The organism is Micromonospora sp. NRRL B-16802 (genome assembly GCF_001279555.1).
Lineage (GTDB): Bacteria > Actinomycetota > Actinomycetes > Mycobacteriales > Micromonosporaceae > Micromonospora > Micromonospora profundi.
In genome coordinates this window covers 30352-57166 of sequence record NZ_LGEB01000055.1, presented here as the reverse complement: position 1 = coordinate 57166, position 26815 = coordinate 30352, and the positions used below count along the sequence as shown (strand labels likewise).

Annotated in this window: 29 protein-coding genes and 1 tRNA gene; 22 read left to right on the top strand and 8 right to left on the bottom strand. The window is 71.6% G+C overall.

Annotated elements, in window-relative coordinates; genetic code table 11:
- Positions 1–11: 11 nt before the first annotated feature.
- Both ADK66_RS13660 and ADK66_RS13655 read right to left on the bottom strand, forming a co-directional pair.
- The gene (locus ADK66_RS13660) at positions 12–878 is read right to left on the bottom strand and encodes an NAD(+) diphosphatase (protein WP_053655349.1); all 867 of its coding nucleotides are present in this window, start codon (positions 876–878) and stop codon (positions 12–14) included.
- Positions 875–1567, bottom strand: a complete 693-nt coding sequence (locus ADK66_RS13655; RefSeq protein WP_053655347.1) for a hypothetical protein — start codon at positions 1565–1567, stop codon at positions 875–877. Before ADK66_RS13655 ends, ADK66_RS13660 begins: the two co-directional genes overlap by 4 nt.
- Positions 1568–1780: 213 nt before the next feature.
- Between ADK66_RS13655 and eno the strand changes: the two genes are divergently transcribed.
- The 16 genes from eno to ADK66_RS13575 all read left to right on the top strand — a co-directional run bounded on the left by eno (position 1781) and on the right by ADK66_RS13575 (position 15393).
- Complete coding sequence (gene eno / locus ADK66_RS13650) at positions 1781–3064, top strand: phosphopyruvate hydratase (protein WP_053655345.1); 1284 nt, start codon at positions 1781–1783, stop codon at positions 3062–3064.
- Positions 3065–3097: 33 nt separating this feature from the next.
- Complete coding sequence (locus ADK66_RS13645) at positions 3098–3739, top strand: septum formation initiator family protein (RefSeq protein ID WP_053655344.1); 642 nt, start codon at positions 3098–3100, stop codon at positions 3737–3739.
- A 34-nt stretch (positions 3740–3773) separates the two neighbouring features.
- On the top strand, positions 3774–4331 hold the full coding sequence (locus tag ADK66_RS13640) for a DUF501 domain-containing protein (RefSeq protein ID WP_053655418.1): 558 nt from the start codon (positions 3774–3776) through the stop codon (positions 4329–4331).
- Positions 4328–4864, top strand: coding sequence for an amino-acid N-acetyltransferase (locus ADK66_RS13635; RefSeq protein WP_053655341.1), 537 nt, complete (start codon positions 4328–4330; stop codon positions 4862–4864). Before ADK66_RS13640 ends, ADK66_RS13635 begins: the two co-directional genes overlap by 4 nt.
- Before the next feature lie 53 nt (positions 4865–4917).
- Complete coding sequence (locus ADK66_RS13630) at positions 4918–5859, top strand: Ppx/GppA phosphatase family protein (protein ID WP_053655339.1); 942 nt, start codon at positions 4918–4920, stop codon at positions 5857–5859.
- A 116-nt stretch (positions 5860–5975) separates the two neighbouring features.
- Entirely contained in the window at positions 5976–6308 is a 333-nt protein-coding gene (locus ADK66_RS13625) for a PadR family transcriptional regulator (protein ID WP_053655336.1), read from the top strand.
- Complete coding sequence (locus ADK66_RS13620) at positions 6305–7291, top strand: hypothetical protein (RefSeq protein WP_053655334.1); 987 nt, start codon at positions 6305–6307, stop codon at positions 7289–7291. The genes ADK66_RS13625 and ADK66_RS13620 overlap by 4 nt, the downstream gene beginning before the upstream one ends.
- Positions 7292–7421: 130 nt before the next feature.
- On the top strand, positions 7422–7892 hold the full coding sequence (locus tag ADK66_RS13615) for a hypothetical protein (RefSeq protein WP_082377437.1): 471 nt from the start codon (positions 7422–7424) through the stop codon (positions 7890–7892).
- A 215-nt stretch (positions 7893–8107) separates the two neighbouring features.
- Positions 8108–8794: a dienelactone hydrolase family protein gene (locus ADK66_RS13610; protein ID WP_053655332.1), complete on the top strand. Its 687-nt coding sequence runs from the start codon at positions 8108–8110 to the stop codon at positions 8792–8794.
- Complete coding sequence (locus ADK66_RS13605; protein WP_053655330.1) at positions 8787–9527, top strand: uracil-DNA glycosylase; 741 nt, start codon at positions 8787–8789, stop codon at positions 9525–9527. The genes ADK66_RS13610 and ADK66_RS13605 overlap by 8 nt, the downstream gene beginning before the upstream one ends.
- Positions 9528–9548: 21 nt before the next feature.
- Positions 9549–10352, top strand: coding sequence for a DUF4129 domain-containing protein (locus ADK66_RS13600; protein ID WP_053655414.1), 804 nt, complete (start codon positions 9549–9551; stop codon positions 10350–10352).
- Entirely contained in the window at positions 10349–10933 is a 585-nt protein-coding gene (locus tag ADK66_RS13595; RefSeq protein WP_053655327.1) for a hypothetical protein, read from the top strand. Before ADK66_RS13600 ends, ADK66_RS13595 begins: the two co-directional genes overlap by 4 nt.
- A complete protein-coding gene (locus ADK66_RS13590) occupies positions 10933–11940 on the top strand; it encodes a MoxR family ATPase (RefSeq protein ID WP_053655325.1) in 1008 nt (335 codons plus the stop codon). The genes ADK66_RS13595 and ADK66_RS13590 overlap by 1 nt, the downstream gene beginning before the upstream one ends.
- Positions 11940–13376: a DUF58 domain-containing protein gene (locus tag ADK66_RS13585; protein WP_053655323.1), complete on the top strand. Its 1437-nt coding sequence runs from the start codon at positions 11940–11942 to the stop codon at positions 13374–13376. The genes ADK66_RS13590 and ADK66_RS13585 overlap by 1 nt, the downstream gene beginning before the upstream one ends.
- A 34-nt stretch (positions 13377–13410) precedes the next feature.
- Positions 13411–13971 (top strand): LPXTG cell wall anchor domain-containing protein, encoded by a 561-nt coding sequence (locus ADK66_RS13580; RefSeq protein WP_369814792.1) that lies wholly within the window; start codon positions 13411–13413, stop codon positions 13969–13971.
- Between the two features lie 90 nt (positions 13972–14061).
- Positions 14062–15393 (top strand): NAD(P)/FAD-dependent oxidoreductase, encoded by a 1332-nt coding sequence (locus ADK66_RS13575; protein ID WP_053655319.1) that lies wholly within the window; start codon positions 14062–14064, stop codon positions 15391–15393.
- Positions 15394–15485: 92 nt separating this feature from the next.
- Here the strand turns inward: ADK66_RS13575 and ADK66_RS13570 are convergent, their stop codons facing one another.
- On the bottom strand, positions 15486–17342 hold the full coding sequence (locus ADK66_RS13570; protein ID WP_197281516.1) for a hypothetical protein: 1857 nt from the start codon (positions 17340–17342) through the stop codon (positions 15486–15488).
- A 102-nt stretch (positions 17343–17444) separates the two neighbouring features.
- Between ADK66_RS13570 and ADK66_RS13565 the strand changes: the two genes are divergently transcribed.
- The 4 genes from ADK66_RS13565 (at position 17445) to ADK66_RS13550 (ending at position 19713) form a co-directional block, all read left to right on the top strand.
- A tRNA-Leu gene (locus ADK66_RS13565) sits at positions 17445–17528 on the top strand.
- A gap of 107 nt (positions 17529–17635) precedes the next feature.
- Positions 17636–18451: a Bax inhibitor-1/YccA family protein gene (locus ADK66_RS13560; RefSeq protein WP_053655317.1), complete on the top strand. Its 816-nt coding sequence runs from the start codon at positions 17636–17638 to the stop codon at positions 18449–18451.
- A 136-nt stretch (positions 18452–18587) separates the two neighbouring features.
- Positions 18588–19346 carry a Bax inhibitor-1/YccA family protein gene (locus ADK66_RS13555; protein ID WP_053655315.1) on the top strand — a complete coding sequence of 253 codons (759 nt, stop codon included), beginning with the start codon at positions 18588–18590 and terminating at the stop codon, positions 19344–19346.
- 46 nt (positions 19347–19392) lie between these two features.
- Positions 19393–19713 carry a hypothetical protein gene (locus tag ADK66_RS13550; RefSeq protein WP_053655313.1) on the top strand — a complete coding sequence of 107 codons (321 nt, stop codon included), beginning with the start codon at positions 19393–19395 and terminating at the stop codon, positions 19711–19713.
- A 2-nt stretch (positions 19714–19715) separates the two neighbouring features.
- Here ADK66_RS13550 and ADK66_RS13545 read toward each other — a convergent pair whose 3' ends face one another.
- The 3 genes from ADK66_RS13545 to ADK66_RS13535 form a co-directional block, all read right to left on the bottom strand.
- Positions 19716–20978: an acetyl-CoA C-acetyltransferase gene (locus tag ADK66_RS13545; protein WP_053655311.1), complete on the bottom strand. Its 1263-nt coding sequence runs from the start codon at positions 20976–20978 to the stop codon at positions 19716–19718.
- A gap of 78 nt (positions 20979–21056) precedes the next feature.
- On the bottom strand, positions 21057–21869 hold the full coding sequence (locus tag ADK66_RS13540; RefSeq protein WP_053655309.1) for an SGNH/GDSL hydrolase family protein: 813 nt from the start codon (positions 21867–21869) through the stop codon (positions 21057–21059).
- Positions 21866–22918: an SGNH/GDSL hydrolase family protein gene (locus ADK66_RS13535; RefSeq protein ID WP_053655307.1), complete on the bottom strand. Its 1053-nt coding sequence runs from the start codon at positions 22916–22918 to the stop codon at positions 21866–21868. Before ADK66_RS13535 ends, ADK66_RS13540 begins: the two co-directional genes overlap by 4 nt.
- Before the next feature lie 152 nt (positions 22919–23070).
- Between ADK66_RS13535 and ADK66_RS13530 the strand changes: the two genes are divergently transcribed.
- Together ADK66_RS13530 and ADK66_RS13525 are read left to right on the top strand one after the other, a co-directional pair.
- Positions 23071–23427 carry a YkvA family protein gene (locus ADK66_RS13530; RefSeq protein ID WP_053655305.1) on the top strand — a complete coding sequence of 119 codons (357 nt, stop codon included), beginning with the start codon at positions 23071–23073 and terminating at the stop codon, positions 23425–23427.
- Positions 23428–23499: 72 nt separating this feature from the next.
- Positions 23500–24870, top strand: coding sequence for a cystathionine beta-synthase (locus ADK66_RS13525; protein WP_053655303.1), 1371 nt, complete (start codon positions 23500–23502; stop codon positions 24868–24870).
- 189 nt (positions 24871–25059) lie between these two features.
- Here ADK66_RS13525 and ADK66_RS13520 read toward each other — a convergent pair whose 3' ends face one another.
- A complete protein-coding gene (locus ADK66_RS13520) occupies positions 25060–25569 on the bottom strand; it encodes a GNAT family N-acetyltransferase (RefSeq protein WP_053655301.1) in 510 nt (169 codons plus the stop codon).
- A complete protein-coding gene (locus ADK66_RS13515) occupies positions 25566–26495 on the bottom strand; it encodes a ribonuclease Z (RefSeq protein ID WP_053655300.1) in 930 nt (309 codons plus the stop codon). Before ADK66_RS13515 ends, ADK66_RS13520 begins: the two co-directional genes overlap by 4 nt.
- Positions 26496–26815 lie beyond the last annotated feature (320 nt).

Here is a 26815-nt window from a genome sequence, read left to right as displayed (position 1 = left end):
GCCGGCGGCGGTCACCGCAGCCCGGCGGTCACCGTCGCGTCGATCAGCCAGCGCGAGATGGAGTACGCCGGAGGCAGCTCCGCCGGCAGCGCATCCAGGCCGAACCAGCGGGCCTCGGTCAGCTCCCGACCGTCGACCACCGGCTCTGCGTGCCTGTCGGCGGCACGGGCTGTGAAACCGGCGAGCAGCACACCTGGGCCGGAGATCGCCCACGGCTGGCTGCCGTGGTAGGCCAACCCGTCGACGGTCAGCCCGACCTCCTCGCCGACCTCCCGGCGCACCGCCGCCTCCAGTGTCTCGCCGGCCTCGACGAAGCCGGCGACAAGGGCCCACAGGTTGGTCGGCCCGGTGGCGTGCCGCACCAGCAGCAGCTCGTCGGGGCGGCCCGCCCGGCCGGGGCGGGTGATGGCGGTCAGCACCGCGACGGAGAGCTGCATCGGCACGTACAGGCCGCAGTCGGGGCAGCGCCGGGAGATCTCGCCGGGCTGGTCGGTCAGCTCGGCCCGGCAGGCGCCGCACCAGCGGTGGGTACGCCGCCAGGTGGTCACGGCCAGCGCCCGGCCGGCAAGCGTGGCGAGAGGTTCGGGCACCTCGGCGGCGAGTGACGTCCAGCGTCGCGCCCGACCGGGGAAGGCGTCGGCGGTGGTGAGATCGGTGGCCCACGCCGGGACCCCGTCGAGGGTGCCAACGGGCGTCCACAAGGTGTCGGCGGGCAGGTCGCCGACCCGGGCCACCGCCCCGTCGGCGGTGGTCAGCAGCTTCGCCCCGAGCACCGGCAGGGCGATGTCGGTGGGCGCCGGCAGGCGGTCGGGGTCGACCCCCGGCAGGAAGCCGGCGCGTTGTTCGGCGGGCGAGGGCTGGACGGACGGGTCGGTCACGAGCCGCCCTGCCGGCGGTCCACCACGCCAGCGCCGGGCGGCGGGTCGAACGCGCCCTTCTGCACGGTCTCGCTGTAGCGGCTCAGCGCCAACTCTGTGGGCTTGCCGTCGACAGGGCCGTTGAAGCTGCCCAGCACGCCCTCGGTGGTCACGCAGGCGGTGAAGTTGCCGTCGGCGCGCTGCACCTCGACGCAGGCGGCGTGACGGCCGGCGACTGTGGTGTCGCTCTGCTTGATCACGGACTCCGGGTCGAGCGCGGCGGCGGTCAGCATGCCGATCACCACGGGAGGGGTGACCAGGCCCTGCTGGTTGGCCTCGGCGAAGAGCGCCACAGTTGGCTTGGTGCCGGGGGTGGGAGGTGTGACGACAGTGCACGCCATGCGGCCGCCGGTCTCCGTGCAGCGGGTGACCGCATCCGGTGTGACGGTGAGCCGCCCACCCGGATAGAAGTACGCGGAGCGCGCCGGGTCCTGCGCCTGCACGATCCCGGCGGCCTGGCCGCCGGGAAGCTGATAGTCGGCCGAGTAGGTCAACTCCAGCGCCCGGTCGAGTCGGGCGGCGAGGTCGTTGACGAGATCGGAGCGGCCCATGGCGCGTCCGGCGTCCTCGAATGTCTGACAGCCGGTGACCGTGAGCGACGCGATGACCGACACGGCGAGCATGCGGAGGGTGGTCGAGGCGGCGGGCATGGCGACCAGCCTGGTCGATCGGGTCGGCGCAGCGCAAACTCGTTGCCGGTTGAGGCCCGGAAATACGGGAATGTCCGTCAGTACGGGCCGACTCGGGTGCGCGGGCGACGCCGTGCCCGTTCCCGCCGCCCGATACGCTGCGTGCAACACCTGCCTCAGCCGCACCGTCGCGGCCCACCCACGGACCGGATATCAACAACGAGGAGCGACTCAGTGGCAACCATCGAGGGAATCGTCGCCCGGGAGATTCTCGACTCGCGGGGCAACCCCACGGTCGAGGTCGAGGTCGGCCTGGACGACGGCACTGTGGCCCGCGCCGCCGTGCCCTCCGGCGCCTCCACCGGCGCCTTCGAGGCGATCGAGCTGCGCGACGGTGACGCCGGCCGCTACCAGGGCAAGGGCGTGGAGAAGGCGGTCTCCAACGTCGAGGACAAGATCGTCGACCAGATCATCGGGTACGAGGCCAGCGAGCAGCGGCTGATCGACCAGAAGATGCTCGACATCGACGGCACCGACAGCAAGTCGGAGCTGGGCGCGAACGCCATCCTCGGCGTCTCCCTCGCGGTCGCGAAGGCCGCCGCCGGCAGCGCCGAGCTGAGCCTCTTCCGCTACCTGGGTGGCCCGAACGCGCACCTGCTGCCGGTGCCGATGATGAACATCCTCAACGGTGGCGCGCACGCCGACTCCAACGTCGACATCCAGGAGTTCATGATCGCGCCGATCGGCGCGCCCACCTTCCGGGAGGCGCTGCGCTCCGGCGCGGAGGTCTACCACGCGCTGAAGTCGGTGCTGAAGAAGAAGGGCCTGTCGACCGGGCTCGGCGACGAGGGCGGCTTCGCGCCGAACCTGCCGACCAACGCGGCGGCCCTGGATCTGATCGCCGAGGCTGTCGAGAAGGCCGGCTACCGGCTCGGCACGGACATCGTGTTCGCCCTCGACGTGGCGGCGACCGAGTTCTTCGACAACGGCACCTACACCTTCGAAGGTGCCGGCAAGTCCGCCGAGGACATGAGCACCTACTACACCAAGCTGGCCGACGAGTACCCGATCGTGTCGATCGAGGACCCGCTGGCCGAGGACGACTGGACCGGCTGGCAGACGCTCACCGCGTCGATCGGTGACCGGGTGCAGATCGTCGGCGACGACCTGTTCGTGACAAATCCGCTGCGCATCGCCCGCGGTATCGCGGAGAAGGCGGCGAACGCCGTGCTGGTGAAGGTCAACCAGATCGGCTCGCTGACCGAGACCCTGGACGCTGTGGACCTGGCGCACCGCGCCGGCTTCAAGTGCATGATGAGCCACCGTTCCGGCGAGACCGAGGACACCACAATCGCCGACCTGGCGGTGGCCACCGGCTGCGGCCAGATCAAGACGGGCGCGCCGGCCCGCTCCGACCGGGTCGCCAAGTACAACCAGCTGCTCCGGATCGAGGAGGAGCTGGGCGACGCGGCGCGCTACGCCGGTGCCGGCGCCTTCCCGCGCTACCGTTCGGCCTGAGACGCGTAGAAGCCTCGGGGGAGGGGTGTGACGATGCAGCAGCGCCGCACACCGGGTGGTCAGCGTCCCGCCCGCCGGCCGGGTCAGTCCGGCCGGCCGGGCGGTGGCCGGGCCATCCGTGGGTCGGTCCGGGACGCGGGCGTACGCGCCGAGCCGCGCGGCGCTGCCGGCCGGGCACCGAGCGCCGCCCGGGGTGCTGAGGGCGGGCGCTCCGCGAACCGTCCGGCCGCTGCCCGGCGTACCGCCTCCGGTGGTTCCGTGAAGCGGCTCTCCGCACCCCACCCCCGTCGCTTCACCGGCCGGGCCACAGTGCTGTTCGCGGTGCTCATCGCGCTCGCCCTCGCGTACACCTATCCGGTTCAGGTCTACCTGGACCAGCAGGCCGACATCGAACGGATGGAGGCCGCGCAGGCGGCGCAGGAGGAGGAGATCGCGAAGCTCGCCGCCGAGGCGGCGAAGTGGAAGGACGACGAGTACATCAAGACGCAGGCCCGGGAACGGTTCTTCATGGGCGAACCGGGCGAGAAGATGATGGTGGTGCTGCACGACCCGGAGGGCGCCGCCCGCGACGCCGGGAAGCCCGACGGCCCGGCCACGCCGGCCGGCCCGACGACCTGGTACGACACGCTCTGGTCGAGCGTGCGGGCGGCGGACAGCCAGCAACCGGGCAAGTGATCCACCGACCAGCACACCAGGAGAGATGGGCACCGTGACTGTCGTACCACCATCGGAGCCGGCGGCGGATTCCGTACCCCTGCCGCAGCGGGAGCCGGCCACCGAGGCCGACCTGGCCGCGGTGGCGGCGCAGCTCGGCCGTACGCCCCGGGGCAGCCGTGCGGTGGCGCACCGCTGCCCGTGTGGCCTGCCGGACGTGGTGGAGACGACGCCCCGCCTGGCCGACGGCACCCCGTTCCCGACGCTGTTCTACCTGACCTGCCCCCGTGCGACGGCGGCGTGCAGCCGGCTGGAGTCGGCCGGGCTGATGAAGGAGATGGCCGACCGGCTGGCAGCCGATCCGGAGTTGGCCGCCCACTACCGTGCGGCGCACGAGGACTACCTGGCCCGGCGGGAGGCGATCGCCGAGGTGCCGGAGATCGCCGGGATCTCCGCCGGCGGGATGCCCGGGCGGGTGAAGTGCCTGCACGTGCACGTCGGGCACGCGCTGGGCGCCGGCCCGGGTGTGAACCCGTTCGGCGACGAGACGTTGGCGCTGGTCGAGCCCTGGTGGACGACCGGCCCGTGCGTGGACGTGCCGGCGGCCGAATGAGCGCGCAGGCCGGGTCCTCGGCGCCCGAGAGTCAGATCCTGGTACGGCGGGCACGCACCGGGGACGTGCGGGGCATCCGGCGGCTGGTCGACACGTACACCGATGACCGGCGGCTGCTGAGCAAGGCCACAGTCACCCTCTACGAGCAGGTGCAGGAGTTCCGGGTGGCGGTCCGCCACTCCGACGACGCGGTGGTGGGCTGCGGGGCGCTGCACGTCATGTGGGAGGACCTTGCCGAGATCCGCACTGTGGCGGTGGACCCGTCGTGCCGGGGCCGGCGGATCGGGCACCGGCTGGTGGGCGAGCTGATCGACGCTGCCCGGGAGTTGGGCGTGGCACGGATCTTCGTGCTCACCTTCGAGACACAGTTCTTCGGCGCGTTCGGTTTCCGTGAGATCGACGGCGCGCCGGTGCCGCAGCCGGTGTACGAGCAGTTGCTGCGCTCGTACGACGAAGGTGTCGCGGAGTTCCTGGACCTGGAGCGGGTCAAGCCGAACACCCTGGGCAACACCCGGATGCTGCTGCGGCTCTGAGTGCGCGGGAGCCCTTCCGGCGGCTGTCGTAGGGTTGCGGGGTGACGACGCGTGTGGCGGCCATCGACTGCGGGACCAACTCGATCCGACTGTTGATCGCCGACCTGCCGGACGAGTCCGCAGGCGCCAAGGCGCCACTTGTCGACGTGACCCGGCGGATGGAGATCGTCCGGCTGGGGCAGGGCGTGGACCGCACCGGGCGACTCGCACCGGAGGCGATCGAGCGGACCCGGGTGGCGTTGGCGTCGTACGCCACCGACATCGAGACGTTGGGTGCGCAGCGGGTGCGGATGTGTGCCACGTCGGCCTCCCGCGATGCCGCAAACGCCGCCGACTTCACCGAGATGGTGCAGCGCACCCTAGGTGTGGCGCCCGAGGTGGTCACCGGCGACGAGGAGGCCCGGCTGTCGTTCACCGGCGCGGTGCGGGGGCTGCCTGCCGACGCGAAGGAGCCGTTCCTTGTCGTGGACATCGGCGGCGGTTCCACCGAGTTCGTGGTCGGTGACCGGGCCGGTGGGGTGCGGGCGGCGATCTCGGTGGACATCGGCTGCGTCCGGATGACCGAGCGGCACCTGCCCGGTGACCCGCCGACGCCCGAGCAGGTGGCGGCAGCGCAGGCCGACATCGCGACGGTGGTGGACAGGGCGCTCGCCGCGGTGCCGGGCCGCGAGGCGGCCACCCTTGTCGGTCTCGCCGGGTCGGTCACCACTGTTGTCGCGCTCGCGCAGGGCCTACGGGAGTACGACCCGGAGCGCATCCACCACGCCCGGGTGTCGTACGAGGCGGTCGCCCAGGTGACCTCGGACCTGCTGGGGCAGACCCGTGAGCAGCGGTTGGCGAACCCGGTTATGCATCCGGGTCGGGCCGACGTGATCGGCGCGGGCGCGCTGGTGCTCCGCGTGATCATGGAGCGGGCGGGGATGCCGTCGGTGGTCGCCTCGGAGCACGACATCCTCGACGGCATCGCCTGGAGTCTCCAGCCAGCCGTGCGCTAGCCGGCGACTGATCGACTCGCCTCCAGAGGGTCGGGGCGGGACATTCCAGAAACCCGTGTGGCACGCCGTGTCAGTTGCGTTGACGCTACTGCGCATTGCGCACTAGTGTGCAATGCGTGGACACCACACAGTTGTTGAAGGGCGTGCTCGATCTGGCCGTCCTCGCCGTGCTCCGCGAGGAGGACGGCTACGGCTACGACATCCTGCGCCGGCTCCGCGAGGCCGGCCTGGACGAGGTCGGCGACGCCTCCGTCTACGGCACGCTGCGCCGGCTCTTCGCCGCGGGCCTGCTCACCACCTACGTCGTGCCGAGCGAATCCGGCCCGCACCGCAAGTACTACGCACTCAACGCCGCCGGGCGTGACCAGTTGACCCGCTCCGGCAAGCTCTGGCGCTCGTTCGCCACCACAATGGACAGTCTGCTCGACGATCGGGGGCTGGCGGCATGACCGTCACGGAGCAGGAGATCACCGACTATGTGACGCGGGTCCGGGCCGCTCTGGCCGACCTGCCGCCGGCTCAACGCGACGAGCTGACCGAGGACCTTGCCGACCACCTGACCGAGGTCGCCGCCGAATCCGAGGGCACCCTCGTCGAGCGGCTGGGCGAGCCGGAGACGTACGCCGCCGAGCTGCGTGCCGCGGCCGGCGTCGGTGCGGTTCGCGGGCGCAACCTCGACCAGCGGGTCGCCACCATGCTGGCCGGGCTCCAGGGCCGGCTCCGGGTGCTCGACACCGGGCTCGGCCCCGCCCTGGGGTACGAGACGGCAAGCGACTTCCTCCGGTTGCTGCGGCCCGCCTGGTGGGTGCTGCGCGGTTACCTGGCGGCCATGCTGCTCACCGTGATCACCACCGGGGGCGCCTTCGGTGTGCTGCCCCGGTTCGGCGGCGAACTGCTCGCCGGTCTGATCATGCTTGTCGCCTTCGTGCTCGCCTCGATCTGGCTCGGCCGTCGCTCCGCCCAGTTGAGCCGCTGGCCGCGCTCGGCGCTTCAGGTCGGCAGCGCAGTGCTCGTGGTCTTCGCGCTCTCCGCCCTGGTCCAGGCCGAGGACCGGATGCGCTACGGCGACTACGGCGTCGACCCGGCGTCGATCAACGGCCCCTACGACAATGTCCGGGACGTCTTCGTCTACGACAGCGAGGGTCGGTTGGTGGAGAACGCCCGGCTCTTCGACCAGAACGGCGACCCGATTCGCCTGGGCTACCCGGACTGCGAGGGCCGCATCGACGAGTACGGCAACCCGCTGCTGCGGCCCTACCCGTACTGCGTGGAGCAGGCGCCCTTCGGCCATCGCGCGCCGGGCGTGCCGGTGCGACCCGAGACGCCGAACGTGACACCCACACCGACGCCGGAGGCGCCAACACCGCCGGGCCCCACCGCGACGCCGACCACGACGCACAGTAGCGATCCGACGCCGAGTCCGACGAGGTGAGATGGCTGGTGACAAAGACCATGCACAGGAAGCTGGGAAATAGCTGAACGGACGAGGCGAGCGGGGCAGCGCCGGAAATCAATGATCGTTACGGTGTCGTCTGCTCATCCAGCCCCCGGAAGGAATCCCCTTGTCAGAGCAGGTCGCACCGCCCCCCGCGTCCGACGCCGCAACACCCCAGCCGGCCGTCGCGACGCCGCCTCCGGCCCCGTCTGAGGCGAAGAAATCCGGTGCAAAGAAAGCCCTCGGCATCATCGGCACGATCCTCGTGATCGTCGTCATCGCCGGCCTGAAGTTCGGTATCGGCAGCTTCCTGAACAAGGACGAGACCGCCGACGCCAAGGCGGGCGACTGCATCGCCGAGCTGCCCGAGATCACCGGCACCGAGCAGGAGAAGGTCAGCGGCGCCAAGGTCGTCGAGTGCACCTCCACCGACGCTGCGTACAACGTGGTCGGTCGGGTGGAGGACCAGACCGAGGCCCAGGCCAAGGCCGACACCGCCTGTAACCAGTTCTTCAAGGAAGACGACGAGGGTTACATCTTCTCCAGCATCGCACCGGGCAAGACCGGCTACGTGCTCTGCCTGACCAAGAAGGCCTGACCAGAGCCTCACGCAGGCCAGGCACCAACGCCAATGGCGGCGAGGACACGTCCTCGCCGCCATCGGTGTAAGCGGGGTCACGGGCCCGGGGAAACAGGAGGTGAATGCCACTGTTCCCGCGTCTTCCCCGGCGCGGTCACGGCATGGCAGGCTACCGGCACGTAGGACCACTGGGCGACCAGCCAACGATGACTGACCGCTAGGAGGACGGGCCGATGGGCGAAATGGTGAGCTACCCCAGCAACGGTGGCACGAGCGAGGGGTATCTCGCGATACCCGCCAGCGGCATGACCAGCCCGGCTGTCATCGTCATCCAGGAGTGGTGGGGGCTGGTCCCGCACATCCGGTCGGTGGCCGACCGGTTCGCCGAGGCCGGCTTCGTCGCCCTCGCACCGGACTTCTACCACGGCGAGACGACAAGCGAGCCCGACGAGGCGCAGCGCCTGCTGCTGGCGCTGCGGATGGACGAGGCGGCAAAGGACATCGCCGGCGCCGCCGACTATCTCGCCGGTCGCCCGGAGGTCACCGGTAAGGTCGGCGCCGTGGGATTCTGCGCCGGCGCCAGCCTGGCGCTGTGGTCGGCCACGCTCTCCGAGCGGATCGTCGCCACAGTCGGCTTCTACCCCGTGCTGCCCTGGGAATCGATGCGCCCCGACTGGACCGACTACGCCGGCAAGGCTGCGCTCATCCACTGCTCCGAGGAGGACGGCACCTCGTCCGGCGAGGGCGTACAGACCGCCCGCCGGGCCATCGAGGAGGCCGGCGGCAGCTGCCAGCTGTACGACTACCCGGGCACCGCGCACGCCTTCTTCAACGACGACCGGCCGGAGGCGTTCGACCAGCGTTCCGCCGCCAGCGCCTGGGCACGCACCCTGGAACACTTCCGGGGCAAGCTTGGCTGAGCCGCGTACCCCCGATCAGGTCGTCGCCCGCGCTGCGCGGGCGGAGGACCTGGCCGACCTGGACGCTGCCGTCAGCGACTGTTTCGCCTGCCCCCGGCTCGTCCGGTGGCGGGAGGAGGTGGCCCGCACCCGCCGGGCCGCCTTCCGCGACCAGGAATACTGGGGCCGCCCGGTTCCGGGGTTCGGCCCCGCCGACGCGCGGATCGGCATCCTCGGCCTGGCGCCGGCCGCGCACGGCGGCAACCGCACCGGCCGGATCTTCACCGGCGACCGGTCGGGCGACGTGCTCTTCGCCGCCCTGCACCGCGCCGGCCTGGCCAACCAACCGACGAGCGTCGCCGCCGACGACGGGCTGGCCCTGCGGACCACCCGGATCTTCGCGGCAGTCCGTTGCGCGCCGCCGGACAACAAGCCCACCCCGGTCGAGCGGGACACCTGCGCGCCCTGGGTGCACCGTGAGGTCACCCTCATCCAGCCCACCCTGCGCGTCGTGGTCGCGCTCGGCGCGTTCGCCTGGGCCGCGTGGTGGCCGGTGCTACGCCAGGTGTACGGCCAGCGCCCGCCCAGCCCGCGACCGGCGTTCGGGCATGGGGCACACTGGTCCGGCGTGGCCGTACCAGAATTGCTCGGCTGTTACCACGTGAGCCAGCAGAACACCTTCACCGGGCGGCTGACGCCGGGGATGCTGGACGACGTCTTCGGCCGGGCCAAACAGTTGGCCGAAGTGGACTGAGATACGCGTGGGGTGGTGGCGATGACTGACGGAACGCGACCGCCCACGCCGTCCCCGACCGTCGAGCCGGGGGTGCTGCGCCCGGTGGTCGGCCTGTTCCGGCGGTGGTGGCCGGTGGGTGCGGTCGCCGCCCTGCTCGCCGCGGCTGCCCTGGCCTCCGGGAACTCGTCGATCGGGGCCAACCGGATCCCGCCGGCCGCCGAGAACATTCCCTGGGTGCCCGAGTACCCGTCGGAGCAGCCGGCCCCGTCGTACCCGGTGGAGCCGAGGGACGCCGGTGAGGCCACCCAGGCGCACATCCCGCAGTGGATCGCGACAGCGGCGCTCGCCCTGCTCGGCCTGGCCATCCTCGTCGTGCTGGGCTATCTCACCTGGATCCTGATCCGCGGGGTGGTGCGCCGCACCACCCGGGCGCTGCCGGCGCAACGACCCCGGCGTACGGCCGAGGGCACCGCCCGCGAGGTGGTCGCCGCCCTCGACGCGGGCCTTGTCGAGTTGGACGACCAGGACACCGACCCGCGCGTCGCGGTCATCGCCTGCTGGGTACGCCTGGAGGACGCCGCCGCAGCAGCCGGTGTTCCCCGCCAGCCCGGCGACACCCCTACCGACCTGGTGACCCGGCTGTTGCGGGGCGACCCGTCGGCAGGGGTTCCGGCAATCGTCAGCGCCGACGTGCTGGCCGACTTCGCACACGTCTACCGCGAGGCCCGGTACGCCACCCGGGACGTCGACGAGGGCACCCGTGACCAGGCCCGCGCCGCGCTGCGTCGGCTGCGCGGCGAGCTGGCGATAGTGACGATGGGTGCTCCCGAGGTGTCACCGTGAGTGGCAGCGCCAGCATCGACGACCTGCTCACCTTCGAGGAGGAGCGGGCGCGCAGCGACGACCGGGGCCGGGGCGGTCGGGCCGGGCGTGTCCTGCGCGCACTGGCCGCCAACGCGGCGGTGGTCGTCGTGCTGATCGTCGGTCTGCGTGCGGTAGGCCTGAAGGTTTCGCTTGTCATCCTGATCGCCGGGGTTTTCGCGGTTTTCGCGGTGCGTCGGGTCGCCGCCGCTCTCGCGCCGCCAGCCGGGGGGAAGTCCCGGACGCCTGCCGTCCGCTATGACGACGGCACCTGGAACTGGGGTGCCCGGGATGCGCTGCGGGCCGCCATCAACGGCTGGGAACTGCCGCTGGACTGGTCCACGACACGACCCGAACGTTTCAGCGGGGTGATCCTGCCCCGACTCGGGGAGTTGGCCGACGAGCGGCTGCGCCTGAAGCACGCCGTGACCCGCGAGTCGGATCCGGTCCGCGCCCGTGCCCTACTGGGTGACCGGCTGTGGACGTTCCTGGAAACCCCGCCCCGCCGCCCCCCGTCGCCGCGCGACCTCGCGGTGATCGTCGCCGAACTGGAGAAGATCTGATGAACGACGTGGACCGCAGCATGCCCGCCGCCGAGGTCGGTCGCCTGGCCCGGGCGGTCCTGGACGCGGTCGGCACCGTCGTGGTCGGCAAGCGGGACTCGTTGGAGCTGGTCCTCGCCGGCATCCTGGCCGGTGGGCACGTGCTCCTGGAGGATCTGCCGGGCTTGGGTAAGACGCTCACCGCGCGGTCGTTCGCCCAGGCGCTCGGGTTGGACTTCCGCCGGCTCCAGTTCACCCCGGACCTGCTTCCCGCCGACGTCACCGGCTCCTTCCTCTACGACCAGCGCACCGGTGACTTCAGCTTCCGGGCGGGGCCGGTCTTCACCAACCTCCTCCTCGCCGACGAGATCAACCGGACGCCACCGAAGACCCAGTCCGCCCTGCTGGAGGCCATGCAGGAGAAGCAGGTCTCGGTGGAGGGCGTCACGTACAAGCTGGACGAGCCGTTCCACGTGCTGGCCACCGCCAACCCCATCGAGTACGAGGGCACGTATCCGCTGCCCGAGGCGCAACTGGACCGGTTCCTGCTGCGGGTCTCGTTCGGCTATCCGGAGCACGAGGAGGAGTGGGAGGTGCTGCGTCGCCGGATGGGCCGTCGCCGTGAGGAGGCGGACATCAAGCCGGTTGTCGACGCGGGCACCTTGCGGGCGATGCAGGCCGCCCTGGAGGACGTGGTGGTGGAGGATTCGATCGGCCGCTACATCGTGTCCCTGACGGCGGCCACCCGGGAGCACCCGTCGGTGCTTGTCGGCGCCTCGCCGCGTGGCTCGCTGGCGCTGTTGCTGCTGGCCCGGGTGCGCGCGGTGTTCGGTGGCCGCGACTATGTGGTGCCGGAGGACGTCAAGGAGGTGGCGGCGCCCGCTCTCGCACACCGGATCACCCTGCGGCCGGAGATGTGGTTGCGTCGTGTCGATCCGGCCTTTGTGGTCGGTGAGGTGTTGGAGGCGACGCCCGCCCCGGCCAGTGGCGCCCTGCCCAGCTACGCCGCCGGTGGGCTCCGGCACTGATGACCGGACCGACCGCGCCGCGATCCACCGAGCCGGACTCGACGGCCGGCTGGGCACCCACCCCTGCGCTCGCCCGCGCGGTGCTGCTCGCCGGGCTGCTGCTGGTGGCGGGCGTGCTGCTGGGGCGGATCGACCTGATCGTGCTGGCCGCGCCGTTCGCGCTGGGCACCGCGTACGCGCTGCGTCGTCGGCCCACCGCGTTGCCGCAGGTCTGGATCACCTCCGGCGACGACGGACCGCTGGTCGAGGGTGGCGAGGTGGCGGCGACGGTGAGCGTCGGCAACCCGGACACCGTCGACTACGACCTGATGGTGGTGCGGTCCCGGGTCTCGCCATGGCTGCGGATCACCCGGGCGGGCTTCGCCGGGCCCGTACCCGCCGATGCTGCGCCGTCGGCCGGTGAGCCGACCGGTGGTGAGCCGGCCGGCGGTGCGGGTCGTTCCGCCGTCGACCGCCCGTTCGTGACATCGGTGCCGGTCGCCGCCGTGGTCGATCTGGAGCTGGCCGGTCGGGCACTGCGCTGGGGTCGGCACCCGGTCGGTCCGGCGGGTGCCCGGGTCGCCGCGGCCGGTGGGCTGCTGGTCTCCCGGGCGGTGATCACCGAGCCGGTCGAGGTGCGTGTCTATCCGCGTACCGAGCCGTTCGACGCGGTGGAGGCGATGCCCCGGGCCGCCGGTCTGGTCGGCGCGCACCACTCCCGCCGGCCCGGTGAGGGCGGTGAGTTGGCCGGCGTGCGGATCTTCGCCCCGGGTGACCGGCTGCGCCGCATCGACTGGCGGGTCTCGCTGCGCGCCCGGCAGTTGCATGTGGCGGCCACCCTGTCCGACCGGGACGCCGAGGTGGTGGTGCTGCTCGACGTGCTCGCCGAGGCCGGCCGTTCCGGCGGGGTGGGCGGTGCCGCCTCGGTGCTGGACACCACTGTGCGGGCCACCGCGGCGATCGCCGAGCACTATCTGCACCGGGGTGACCGGGTCTCGCTGTTGGAGTACGGGCCGGCAGCCCGCAGGCTGCGTCCGGCCGCTGGTCGCCGGCAGTACCTGACAGTCCTTGAGTGGCTGCTCGACGTCCGCGCCGAAGCCTCCCAGCATGAGCCGTACGACCTGGTTTTCGGTCCGCAGATGCTCTCCTCGGACGCGCTGGTGGTGGTCCTCACCCCGCTGCTGGAGGAGCGGTCGGCGCAGATGCTGGCGCGGTTGGCCCGCTCCGGGCGCTTCGTGGTGGCAGTCGACACGCTGCCGACGGATCTGACACCGCCGAAGGACCGGGGGTGGGCCGAGGTGGCGTACCGGTTGTGGCGGCTGGATCGGGAGACCATGATCGGGCAGCTTCGGGAGCACGGCGTGCCCGTCGTGCGCTGGGCCGGCGCCGGCAGCCTGGACCAGGTGCTGCGGGACGTGGCGCGGCTCGCGACGGCCCCTCGGGTCGGTTCCCGGTGAGCGTGAGCAGTGCGGTTGGGGGTGGGTGCGGATGATCGAGGCGGTCACCGGGCGGGTTCGGGCGGTGCAGCAGGCCGCAGGCCGGGTCAGCGCCGTTCCGCTCCTGGTCCGGGCGGGGATCTTCGCCACCGTGCTGGCCGGGTTGGCGTTGGCGTTTCCCGCCGAGGTGTTGAGCGGTCGGCCGTTGCTGTTCCTGGCGGTGGCCGCGTTGCTGCCGGCGGTGGGTCCGCGTCGACCGTGGCCGACCTTCGCGGCCCTCGTCATGGTCGGTGGCTGGTTGCTCGCCACCGACGGGTACGGCCGCCCGGTCCAGCTGTGGCGGCTGCTCGCCGTCGCCGCGTTGCTCTACCTGTCGCATTCGCTGTGTGCGTTGGCGGCGCTGCTGCCGTACGACGGGGTGGTGGATCCTGACCTGATCAGTCGATGGTTGCTGCGGGCCGGGGCGGTGCTGCTGGGTACTGCCGTGCTGGCGGTGCTGCTGTTGCGGGTGGCAGGGCTGGGTGGCGAGACCGGCCATCAGTGGGTGACGGTGTTGGGGCTGCTGGTGGCGGTGGGTCTGGTCGGGCTGCTGGGTTGGCTGCTGCGGCGTAAATAGATGGGTTAGGCAGGTCACATGGCTTGTGCTCCGTCACAGAAGGGGGGCGCGAGCGGGATTACCTGAGCTGGCCGGGGAAAGATAGATGACGTGAATCCGAAGCGGATCCTTGTGGTGGGCGCTGGGCACGTCGGTCTCTACGCGGCCCTGCGACTGTCGAAGAAGCTCAGCTCCCGTGAGGCTGAGGTCATTGTGGTGGACCCTCAGCCCCACATGACCTACCAGCCGTTCCTGCCGGAGGCGGCGGCGGGCAACATCTCCCCGCGGCATGCCGTGGTGCCTTTGCGACGCGAGTTGCGCCGGTGCACCGTGGTGGCCGGCACCGTCACCCGTGTCGAGCACGACCGCAAGGTGGCGATCGTCCAGCCGATCGTGGGCCCGGCCCGGGAGATCGCGTACGACCACGTGATCGTGGCGCCGGGTTCGGTGTCGCGGACGCTGCCGATTCCCGGCCTGCACGAGCACGGCATCGGGTTCAAGACCATCGGTGAGGCGATCTACCTCCGCAACCACGTGCTGGACCGGCTGGACGTGGCGGCTGTCACCCCGGACCCGGAGGTTCGTCAGTCGGCCCTGACCTTCACGTTCGTCGGCGGTGGGTACGCCGGCATCGAGGCGCTCGCCGAGATGGAGGACATGGCCCGGGACGCGTTGCGCTACTACCCGGAGCTGAAGCCGGAGGACATGCGCTGGGTGCTCGTCGAGGCCACCCAGCGGGTGCTGCCCGAGGTCGACCGTGACATGGGCGCGTACACGGTGCAGCAGCTGCTCAAGCGGAACATGGACATCCGGCTGGACACCCGACTGGAGTCCTGCGTCGACGGGGTGGTGAAGCTCTCCGACGGTGACAGCTTCCGCTCCGACACGATCGTCTGGACCGCCGGTGTGAAGCCGTCGCCGATGCTTGACGCGACCGACTTCCCGCGCGACGAGCGGCGGCGGGTGACCTGCCTGCCCACGCTCCAGGTCGTCGACGGCGACCGGGTGGTCGAGGGTGCGTGGAGCGCCGGCGACTGCGCCGCCGTTCCGGACCTGACGAAGGAGCCCGGCAACTTCTGCTCGCCGAGCGCCCAGCACGCGGTGCGTCAGGCGGCCCGGATGGCCGACAACATCGTCGCGGTGGTGCGGGGTCGCGAGCCGGTCGACTACAAGCACAAGCACGCGGGCAGCGTGGCCAGCCTCGGCCTGCACAAGGGCGTCGCCCAGGTGTACGGCATCAAGATGACCGGCTGGCCGGCGTGGTTCATGCACCGGACGTACCACATGAGCCGTATCCCGTCGTTCAACCGCAAGGTCCGGGTCGTGGTGGACTGGTCGCTGGCGTTCTTCCTCAAGCGTGAGGTTGTCGCCCTGGGCCAGCTGCACGATCCGCGCGAGGAGTTCGTCGAGGCGTCCGCGCCGGTAGGCGCACCCCGCGTCTGACCCAGCCGAAAGGAAGGGCCCCTTCTTATCGTTTTCGATATAGGAGGGGCCCCTTCTTGACGCCTGCCTGAGATCGGCTGAGCGCGGCGGCGTCAGACCCGCCAGGTCCACGCGTCGGCTATCCGGTTGGCGGGGCCGTAGAGCTGCTCCAGGGTTGCGCGCAGGCTGTCGGCGTGGGGAGCGTCGTCGGCCAGCGCCACGCAGGAGGCACCCCAGAAGTCCGCGTCCCGGGCTGCCTGCCGGCGCTGTTCGTCGCCGATGGCCGGCAGGTCACCGCGCCGGGCGACGTCGGCAAGCAGGGCCGAGGTGGGCTGCTTGAAGGTGCCCATGGCTGCGGTGCCGCCCCTCCCGTACGGGCCGATGAAGAAGCCCTCGGGCATGCCGAACCCGGCGTTCGCGGCGACCGCCCAGCGCATGGGCCAGGGTTCCTTGGGTGTGGGCAGCGGCACCGGAACGAGCACGCCGCCGGGGCGTACGCACTGCTTCCAGTGCCCGCCGGTGATGAACTCGGGCACCTCGGGCCGTGCCGCTGTCGGCAGCGGGGTCGGAAAGATTGGCAGCAGCGCGGCGGCGACCGCCAGTGGCACGAGTCGTCGTGCGCGGCCGGTGCTGCGCAGGGCCCTGTCGACAGCCAGCACCAGCAGCGTCGCCACGATCGGGAGCAGCGCCAGGCCGAATCGCATCGGCAGCGCGCCGTCCACCACCGGCAGCCCGGCCAGCAGGGCGTACGGGCCGGGCACGGCGGTGCGGATGCCGCCGAGCACCACCTCCGGGCCGAGCGAGAGCGCGCCCATCACCAGCCCGGCCACGACACAGGTGAAGACCAGCCGGCGCCGGCCGGTCCAGATCGCGCAGGCCGCGGTGACGAGCAGCAGGGGCCAGCCGAGGAAGGTGTTGTACTCGGCGGGGCCGGTGGTCAGCCGGGACGCCTGGTCGCTGCCGGCGATCGACAGCGGGGAGATCGCCCACCAGCTGCTCAGGTCGGCCGAGAAGTAGGAGGGGCTGAACATGCCGTCGGCGACGCCCTGCGGCCCGGCGAACTGGAACCACAGCGGGTATCCGAGCACCATCAGCGCCAGGCCGGCGGCGATCGCCAGGCCTCCGGCGAAGCCGGGCAGCGCACGACGGGCAAGGTCGCGGTCCGCCACGGCGTAGCTGATCGCCATCACCAGCAGGGTGACGGCGGCCAGGAAGAGCACCTCCTCACCGATGAAGACCTGCGCGGTGACCGCAGCGGCCAGCCCGACGGCTGAGCTGATCATCCGTCGCCGGTCCGGCCCGCTGGGCAGAGCACGCGTGGACCCGGCCGGGGTACGACCCGGGTCGGAGGCCCGCAGCAGGCGGACCACCAGCCAGACGATCACCGGCACCAGCCACTGCGCGGTCATGTGCAGGTGGCTGTTCGTCTGCGACACCATTCCCGGCCCGAAGCCGCAGAGCCCTCCGCCCAGCGCGGCGGCCAGCCGACGGGTACGCATCGTCCGGTGGAACAGCAGGTACCAGGCGAGTGCCGTGCCGGCCAGGTTGGCGGCGGCGAGCAGCGCGAAGGTGACCGGCGCGCCGAGCAGGAGGGTGATCGGCGCGCAGACGATGCCGAGCGCGATGACAGTGGTGTTGGCCATCAGGTTGACGCCGTCGGGCGCGTTGAGCCTGTCGGTGAGCAGGCTGAAGTCGCCGAGCAGCGCTCTCGCGTCGACGGCCAGGAACCACTCGTAGAGGGCCTGGTCCTCCGGGTTGAGCGCCAGCGTCCGGCCGCCCGGGTCGGGCCACAGCCCGTGGGTCAACCAGCCGGCCAGCACGACCCAGAGCAGTGCGACGAGCAGATCTGCCCGGTGGCGGCGGACGGCAGCCAGCAGCCGGACGGCCCGGGTTCGGCGGTTGACCTGATCGGCGAGGCGGACGGCCTGGTCAGGGGCGGCGTCGGGGGCCGTGGGGGCTGCGCTGCTCACGGAATCGACCCTAATGTGGCACGCCCGTCGGGGTACGCCGGGTTGTCGACGACCGGCTACGGTGACATTGCACTCGCGCGTGTCGACGCGCCGGTGCCACCCGCCCGGGTGGTGGAAAGGCAGACACGGCCGCCTTAAAAGCGGCTGCCGCAAGGCGTGCGGGTTCGACCCCCGCCCCGGGCACCAACCGCGACCGGCCCGCATTCCCATCCGTGATCACCAGGAGTGGGTCGGGCAGTTTACTCTTGGAGGGCACGTTCACGTGCAAACGACCCCCTGAGGGAGGCCAGACAGTGAAGACCTCGAACCCGGTGCTCGCCCGGCTCGGCCAAGCGGCCGAGCGGGAGCGCGCCGCCGGGTACGCCCCGGCCGGGCCGTACGGACAGCCCGGCATTCCCCAGCAGTACCCGTCCCAGGCCGGTTACCCGGTCGCACCGCCCACCGTGGCCCCCATGACCGTCGACGACGTCGTCGTCAAGACGGTCGCCCTGCTCGGCATCCTCGGCATCACCGCCGCGGCCGCCTGGGTTCTCGTGCCCGACTCGCTGGTCGGGGTCGCCTGGATCGGCGCGGCAGTTGTCGGCCTGGCCCTCGGTTTGATCATCTCTTTCTCCCGGATGGCCAACCCGGCGCTCGTCATCGCGTACGCGGTCGTCGAGGGCGTCTTCGTCGGCATGGTCAGCAAGGCGTTCGAGACGCGCTACGACGGCATCGTGCTCCAGGCGGCGGTGGCCAGCTTCGGCATCTTCTTCCTGATGGCGATGCTCTACCGGGCGAAGGTCATCAGGGCCACCCCGGCCTTCGTCAAGGGCATGATCGCGGTCATGGTCGGCCTCTTCGCCGTCATGATGATCAACCTGGTGCTGGCGCTGTTCGGCGTCAACACCGGCCTGCGGGACGGCAGCCCGCTTGCCATCGGCTTCAGCCTGGTCTGCATCGTGGTCGCCTCGCTGAGCTTCGTGCTCAGCTTCAAGGAGGTCGAGGACGGCGTCCGGATGGGCCTGCCCCAGCGCTACTCCTGGGTGGCCGCGTTCGGCATCCTGGTCAGCCTGGTCTGGCTCTACATCGAGATCCTGCGCCTGCTGAGCTACTTCCAGGGCGACGACTGACCTCGTCCGCTCTGCCGATCGGCGCCCGCCTCCGCTTCCGTGGGGGCGGGCGCCGTCGTCCGCGCCGTTTCGCCGTCGCCGCCGGGCCGCCCGAGGCAGAGTGACTGCGAGGGGTACGCGGGTGAGGGAGGCGACGGTGCGCAGCAACAATCCGGTGCTCAACCGGCTGGACGAGACCGGCCGGTTGGAGAGCCGGGTGCTCGGCTCCCAGGATGTCGAGCCGATGACCGTCGACGACGTCGTGGTCCGTACCGTCGGGTTGCTCCTGCTCACCGGCGTGGCCGCGGCCGTGTCCTGGGTGGTGGTGCCGGAGGCGGCCTGGCTGGGCGCGGCGCTGGCAGGCAGCGCGCTGGCCTCGATCGCCCTGGTCCTGGTCATCTCGTTGCGGGCGATCACCAACCCGGTGCCGATCGCCGGCTACGCGCTGCTGCAGGGGCTGCTGCTGGGGGTGGCCAGCAGGACGTTCGAGCAGGTCTATCCGGGCATCGTGGTGCAGGCGGTGGCCGGCACGTTCGGCGTCTTCTTCGGTATGGCGGCGTTGTACCGGGCCCGGGTGATCCGGGCGACGCCCCGACTGGCCCGCCTGGTGATCGGCACGCTGCTCGGCATCGCGGTGCTCAGCGTGGTCAACCTGGTGTCGTACCTGATCTCTGGACGGCAGGGGTTGGCTGTCTACAGCGTCAGCGGCGAGGTCGGCTGGCTGCCGTACGCCTTCTCGGTGGTGGCGATCATCGCGGGCGCGTTCAGCTTCATCCTCGACTTCGACCTCGTCGAGCGTTCGGTGCGCGACGGTCGACCCCGCCGGTACGCGTGGCTGAGCGCTTTCGGCCTGCTCACCGGCCTGGTCTTCCTCTACTGGCAGTTGCTGCGGCTGCTCAGCTACCTGCGCCGTTGACCGGGCCGGGGTGGCGGGGCCGACGCCGGCCGTAGACTCGGCGGCGATGAGCGCAGTGGAGTTGGAGCAGGCCGTACGACTGCTTGTCGGTCAGATCGGGCACTGGCAGCAGCCTCGTTGGGCGGCGGCCGCAACGACCGGCAACATGTCCCGCGCCGACCTGGTCCACCGCCTGGTGCAGGAGATCGCCAACCTTGCCGCCGACGCCGAGGGCGGACCCCGCCGCACCGTCCCTCGGCTGGACAACGACCTGGCGCTGCCCGACCAGGTGCGGGTGGTGACAGCGGACCTGCTGGCCGCCGGAGCCGACGCCGGAACGCTGGCGCGGGCCGCCGCCGAAGTGACGGCGACCCGCAGCGCGCTCTGAGGTCAGTTCAGCCGTTCGAGGACCATTGCCATGCCCTGGCCGCCGCCGACGCACATCGTCTCCAGGCCGATGGTCTTGTCGTGCCACTCCAGCGCGTTGAGCAGGGTGCCGGTGATCCGGGCGCCGGTCATGCCGAACGGGTGGCCCACGGCGATCGCGCCGCCCATCACGTTCAGCTTCTCCTCCGGGATGCCGAGCTGCCGGTACGACGGGATGACCTGGGCGGCGAACGCCTCGTTGATCTCCACGAGGTCGACGTCGTCGATCGTCATGCCGGCCCGCTTGAGCGCCTGCCGGGACGCCTCGACCGGGCCGAGACCCATGATCTCCGGCGACAGGGCGGTGACGCCTGTCGAGACGATCCGGGCCAGTGGCGTCAGCCCGAGTTCCTCGGCCCGCTGGGCGCTCATCACCACAACTGCTGCCGCACCGTCGTTCAGGGGGCAGCAGTTGCCGGCGGTGATCCGGCCGTCGGGACGGAACACCGGCTTCAGCCCGGACACCGCGTCCAGGGTGACGCCCGCCCGAGGGCCGTCGTCGGTGCTCACCACGGTGCCGTCCGGAGTGGTGACCGGGGTGATCTCCCGGGCCCAGAAGCCGTCGGCGATGGCCTTCTCGGCGAGGTTCTGGCTGCGTACGCCGAACTCGTCCATGTCGGCGCGGCTCACGTCGTACACCTGGGCCAGGTTCTCGGCGGTCTGCCCCATGGTCAGGTAGATGTCCGGCAGGTCGCCGGACTCGCGGGGGTCGGTCCACACCTCGGCGCCACCCTGCGCGCGGCGCTTCGAGCGCTCGGCGGCCTCGGCGAAACGCGGGTTCTCCCAGCCACCGCCGACCAGCGCCTGAGCCTCTGGCGGCAGACCGTCGGAGCTGCCCCGGGCGTACCGGGAGACCATCTCGACGCCTGCGGAGACGAACACGTCGCCCTCGCCGGCGCGGATAGCGTGCAGGGCCATCCGGGTGGTCTGGAGCGAGGACGCGCAGTAGCGGGTCAGCGTGGCACCGGGAACGGTGTCGAGCCCGAGCAGCGTGGCCACCACACGGGCCATGTTGAAGCCCTGCTCACCGCCGGGCAGGCCGCACCCGAGGTAGATGTCGTCGATGGTGGTCGGGTCGAGCTGGGGAACCTTGTCCAGGGCGGCCTGGACGATTGTCGCGGCGAGGTCGTCGGAGCGGACATCGCGCAGGGACCCCTTGTGCGCCCGGCCAATGGGGGAGCGGGCGGTAGCGACGATGACGGCGTCGCGGGACGACTCAATCGGCATGGACCAACGTTAACCCGCCGGTAACATCACGCGGAAGAAGCAGACACGGCGGGAAATGTCACCCTCAGCGGGGCTGATCTAGCGTCGGGAGGCGACCGCCGCCGCCGCCGTGATCGCCGGCAACAGGGCGTGCGCCCACACCCGGTAACCGTCGGCGGACGGGTGGAAGCCGTCGTGGCAGAGCGTGCCCGCGTCCGCCCGGAACACCGGACCGGTCTCGGTGGCCAGGTCGACAACAGTGCCACCGGCCTCCAGCACGGCCGTGGTCTGCGCGCGGGCCATCCGCCGGCCGGCCCAGCCCACCAACTGCCGCAGCGGGGGCGCGATGGCGCGTACGGCACCCAGGTCGGGGCAGGTGCCCACCACCACCTCGACCCGCGCCTCCCGCAGCCGGTGCACCGCCGCGCCCAGATACGCCGACGCGTCAGCGGGCCGACGCATGCCTGTGGCGTCGTTGGCGCCGATCAGGATCAGTGCCACGTCGGGACGCTCGCCCAGCAGGGCCCGGGCCACCTGCGTCGCCAGATCGGTCGAACGGGACCCGGAGACACCGACGCTCGACAGGTGCACCCGACGGCCGGTCGGGCCCTCGGCGAGCAGGTTTGCCAACTGCCCGCCGATGGTGTCGTCGAGCCTGTCGACGCCCACGCCCAGCGCCGACGAGTCGCCGAGCAGCACCAGCCGCAGCGGCGTCCCGCCGGCCCGGCCGATCGTGGCGCGCAGCGCCAGCCCCAGCTCCGGCTCGGCGTACCGCCGGTGTCGCGCGACGAACGCCTCACCGGCGAGGACTGCCGCACCGCCCACGGTGCCGGCGAGCAGCGACAGCGCCGCCGCCCGACCCAGTCGGCCAGTGAGGCCGTCGGTCACGTGCCGCTCGCTGCGCTGGTTCATGCCAGTCCCTCCACCGTCGAAGTGTCCGACGTTGCACCGCCCTGCGGCACCGCGTTGACACCGAAGAACGCCCGCCGGCGCAGCTGCGCCCACCGACCGGCCGGCCCCCGGTCGTGGCCGTGGACCTGGGTGCCACTGACCTCGGTGCCGGCGTGCCGGGCCGCCTCCTGCGCAGCCTTTGGCAGCGACCGTACGCCCTCACCCCGCGCCGCAGTGGCCCGTCGTTCCTGCCCGGCGCCGAGCGCGGAGAGCATCGTCGGCAGCAGGGCGGCCGCAGCGACCGCGTACCCCTCAGCGGACGGGTGGAACCGGTCCCAGGCGAACATCCGGTGCGGTTCGGCATTGAACCGTGGACCCAACAGGTCGCCCAGGGACACCGTCCAGCCGCCCGCCTCGACAACGGCGACCGTCTGGGCGGCGGCGAGCTGGCGGCTCCACCGGTGGGCCAGCCAGCGCAGCGGCGGTTGGATCGGCCGGATCGCGCCCAGGTCGGGGCAGGTGCCCACGACCACCTCGCAACCCGCGTCGCGAAGCGTCCGGACCGCCTCGACCAGATAGCGCACTGCCAGCCCGCGCGGCGTGCGGTTGGTGATGTCGTTGCCGCCGATCAGGATGACCGCGATGTCGGGCTCGCACTCCAGGGCCGCCTCCACCTGGTGCCGCAACGCCGAGGAGATGGCACCGACCACAGCGAAGCGGCGCAGCAGGACCGGCCGGTGCAGGCGCCGGGACAGGCCGGTGGCCAGCAACGCGCCGGGCGTCTCGCGGCGGCGGTGCACCCCGTAACCGGCAGCCGACGAGTCACCGAGCACGACCATCGTGAGCGTCGGGCCGGGGAACTTCGCGCCGTACACCCCGTCGCAGCGTGGCGGTGGGGCCTCGGCCATCGGGATGGTGCGTCGGGCCTGCCGGGCCTGGCCGAGCAGCACCCCGCCGGTCGCCACCACGGCCGCCGCGGTCGCGCCCGTCCCGATGGCTGCCAGGCGGGCGATCCGCAAGGCGTGTCGCCAGCGCGGAACAACGGGTACGACAGAACCAGCCACCCCCATACAGCGACATTATCGCGCCGGACCGACACGCCGCTGTCGTCGTCACGCCTCGTGGATGCCTGGAACCCGACGCGACGGGGTATCTGTCCGGGTGCAGGCCGGCCACACTTGCGTCGACCCGCCACGCTGATCCGGCGGAGAGGAGCGCAACGATGGGTAAGACACTGAAGCGCAGCGCGGCGTTCGCGGCCCTGGCCCGGGCACTGACGGCGGGGGCGCGCGGCGGGCCGTCGCTGGGGACCAGGCTGGCGGCGCTGCCCCGGATGATCCGGGCCACCACCCGTGGTGAATACGACGGCGGCCTCCGGCTGGCCCTGATGACCGCGGCGACGGCGTACATCGTCTCGCCCTTCGACCTGTTGCCGGAGATCCCGCTGGCGATCTTCGGGCTGGCCGACGACGCGGTAATGGTCACCTGGCTGGCCGGCAGCGTGCTCGCCGAGACCGAGCGTTTCCTGGAGTGGGAGGCCCGACGCAGCTCCGTCATCCCCGGCGGGTTGGTGCCCTGACAGCACGTACCCTGGGCGTCGAGGATCCGTCTGCCGAGCAGCCGTCGCCGGCGCCGCAACGAAGGGCACACCGTGCAGTACTACGACAATGTCGTCGACATGATCGGCAACACCCCGCTGGTACGCCTGCGTAACGTCACCGAGGGCATCCAGGCCACAGTGCTCGCCAAGGTCGAGTACGTCAACCCGGGTGGCTCGGTGAAGGACCGGATCGCCCTGCGGATGGTGGAGGACGCCGAAGCGGCGGGCCTGCTCAAGCCCGGCGGCACCATCGTCGAGCCCACCAGCGGCAACACCGGCGTCGGGCTGGCCCTGGTAGCCCAGCTCAAGGGCTACAAGTGCGTCTTCGTCTGCCCCGACAAGGTCAGCCAGGACAAGCAGGACGTGCTGCGGGCGTACGGGGCCGAGGTGGTGGTCTGCCCGACGGCTGTCGCTCCGGAGGACCCGCGTTCCTACTACAACGTCTCCGACCGGCTGACCCGGGAGATCCCCGGCGCCTGGAAGCCCGACCAGTACAGCAACCCGGCGAACCCGCGCTCGCACTACGAGACCACCGGCCCGGAGCTGTGGAAGCAGACCGAGGGCGGGCTCACCCACTTCGTGACCGGGGTGGGCACCGGCGGCACGATCTCCGGCATCGGCAGGTACCTCAAGGAGGCTTCCGACGGCCGGGTGAAGGTCATCGGGGCCGACCCGGAGGGTTCGGTCTACTCCGGCGGCACCGGCCGGCCGTACCTCGTGGAGGGCGTCGGCGAGGACTTCTGGCCGGAGACGTACGACCGGGGTGTGGCTGACGAGATCGTCGAGGTCTCCGACAAGGCGTCCTTCGAGATGACCCGGCGGCTGGCCCGCGAGGAAGGGCTGCTGGTCGGCGGTTCCTGCGGGATGGCAGTGGTCGCCGCGCTGGAGGTGGCCCGCAAGGCCGGCCCGGACGACGTGGTGGTTGTGCTGCTGCCCGACGGCGGCCGCGGCTACCTCTCGAAGATCTTCAACGACTCGTGGATGGCCCGGTACGGCTTCCTCGACAACTCCGGTGCCGAGCCCACGGTGGCCGACGCGCTGGCCAGCAAGCCGGGCGGGCTGCCCGAGCTGGTGCACGTCCACCCGACCGAGACGGTCCGCGACGCGATCGACTACATGCGCGAGTACGGCGTCTCGCAGTTGCCGGTGCTCAAGGCCGAGCCGCCGGTGGTGACCGGTGAGGTGGCCGGCTCGATCGCCGAGCGTGACCTGCTCGACGCGCTGTTCACCGGCCAGGCCCACCTGCACGACACCATCGAGCGGCACATGGGCGACCCGCTGCCGATGATCGGTGGCGGTCAGCCGGTGAGCGAGGCAGTCGGCCTGCTGGAGAAGTCCGACGCCGCGCTGGTCCTCGTCGACGGCAAGCCCAAGGGCGTACTCACCCGCCAGGATCTCCTGGCCCACCTGGGCGCCCACTAGGTCGCAAGGAAGGGCACCTTATTAACGCCTCGTGTAGAGCACGGGCCCCCTATTAACAAACGCGCTCCCGGCCGCAGTCCTTCGGCGGCCGGGAGTCGGCAGCAGCGCCAAGCATCTGGCGGCGACGCTCGTGATAATAAGGGCCCCCTGTACAACCGGAGGCGTTAATAAGGTGCCCTTCCTTACACGTCACAGGCGGCGGGCGTAGCGGAGCTGCGGCGTGGGGGCGATGCCGATGTACTCCTCGCGCTGCGCGCCCGTCGGCACCCACCCGCCGCGCTCGTAGAACGCGCGGGCGTGTGCGTTGTCGCGCAGCACCCAGAGCACTGCCCGCTGCCAGCCCCGCGCCCGCATGGCGTCCAGGGCGTCCACCATCAGCGCCCGGCCCACGCCCCGGCCCTGCTCGGCCGGGTCGAGGTGGATGGCGTTGAGCAGCCCCGTCGCCGGGTCGTCCTCGTCGTCCGGGCCCAGGTAGCTGAACCCCACAAGCGCCCCGGCACGCTCCGCGACGGTCAGTCGGTGGGTGTCCCGCTCCCATCTCCACCGCTCGGTCCAGTACGCGCCCATCGCCTCACCTGTCGGTTCGGCAAGCGCCTCGGCCGGGACGAACGAGGAGTACGCGGCGACCCGGGAGCGCTGGTGCAGGACGCCCACCCCCATCAGGTCATCACCGGTCGCGGGACGGAGCGTGACGGTCACTCCGCCGAGGCTACCCGGCGCGGTGGCACCTGCACGGTGGTCAGATCCTCGGCGATGATCAGATCCCCGTCGAAGTGCGCCCGCGCCTCGTCGTGGAACCGGCGCGGGTCGGAGTAGCGCTGTGAGAAGTGCGTGAGCACCAGCCTGCGTACCCCGGACTCGGTGGCCACCTTCGCGGCCTGCGCCGCGGTCAGGTGGCCGACCTCGGCGGCGAGCGCGGCCTCCGACTCCAGGAATGTCGACTCGATGACCAGCAGGTCGGCGTGCTCGGCGAGGGCGTACACCCCGTCGCAGAGGCCGGTGTCCATCACAAAAGCGAACCGCTGTCCCGGCCGGGGCACGCTCACCTCGTCGCGGCTGACGCGGCGTCCGTCGACGTCCAGGTGCCCGACGCGGATCAGCTCACCGACGGCCGGACCAGCGATGTCGTACGCGGCCAGCTTCTCCGGCAGCATCCGGTGCCCGTCGGGCTCGACCAGCCGATAGCCGTACGTCTCGATCGAGTGCCGCAGCCGGCGGGCCTCCAGCGTGCCGCAGCGCAGGGCGATCCGCTGACCGTCGGTCTCGATGGGCGTGACGGCCAGCTCGGCGGTCTCGTGGAAGGAGGTGGCGTGTCGTAGCCGGGCGAAGTATTCGGCGCCGCCCGCCGGGAAGTGCACGGCGACCGGCTGCGCCACCCGGTCGAGGGAGAGCCGCTGGATGGTGCCGGGCAGGCCCAGGCAGTGGTCGCCGTGGAAGTGCGTGACGCAGATTCGGGTCAGGTCGGTGGCGGTGACGGTGGTGTGCAGCAGTTGGCGCTGACTGCCCTCGCCCGGGTCGAAGAGGATCACCTCGTCGTCCCAGCGCAGCACGTACCCGTTGTGGTTGCGCTGGCGGGTCGGGGTCTGGCTGGCCGTGCCGAGGACCACCAGCTCGCGCATCGACATCGCCGGGGCCCTTTCGGATATGAAGCGACCCCCGGGGTGCTCCGTGCTCGCGCACGGGCCGGCTGGACTATGCCGGCACCCCGGGGGTCGGGTGGCTGTCGTGGATTCGCCGCACCGCTGCCACACGGTCTCGACGATGGTGCTGATGCCCGCCTGTCGGCGAACCGATCACTGTCGAGGACAGCGGCTAGCGGACAGCCACCTCACGAGTCCGATTGCTATACAAGTCTGGACCACCTCCCTTCACGTGTACCTGCACGCTATCTAGCCCCGCCGGGCTCGGCAACGGATTTCGATCACACGGTCAGACGGGAATGCCC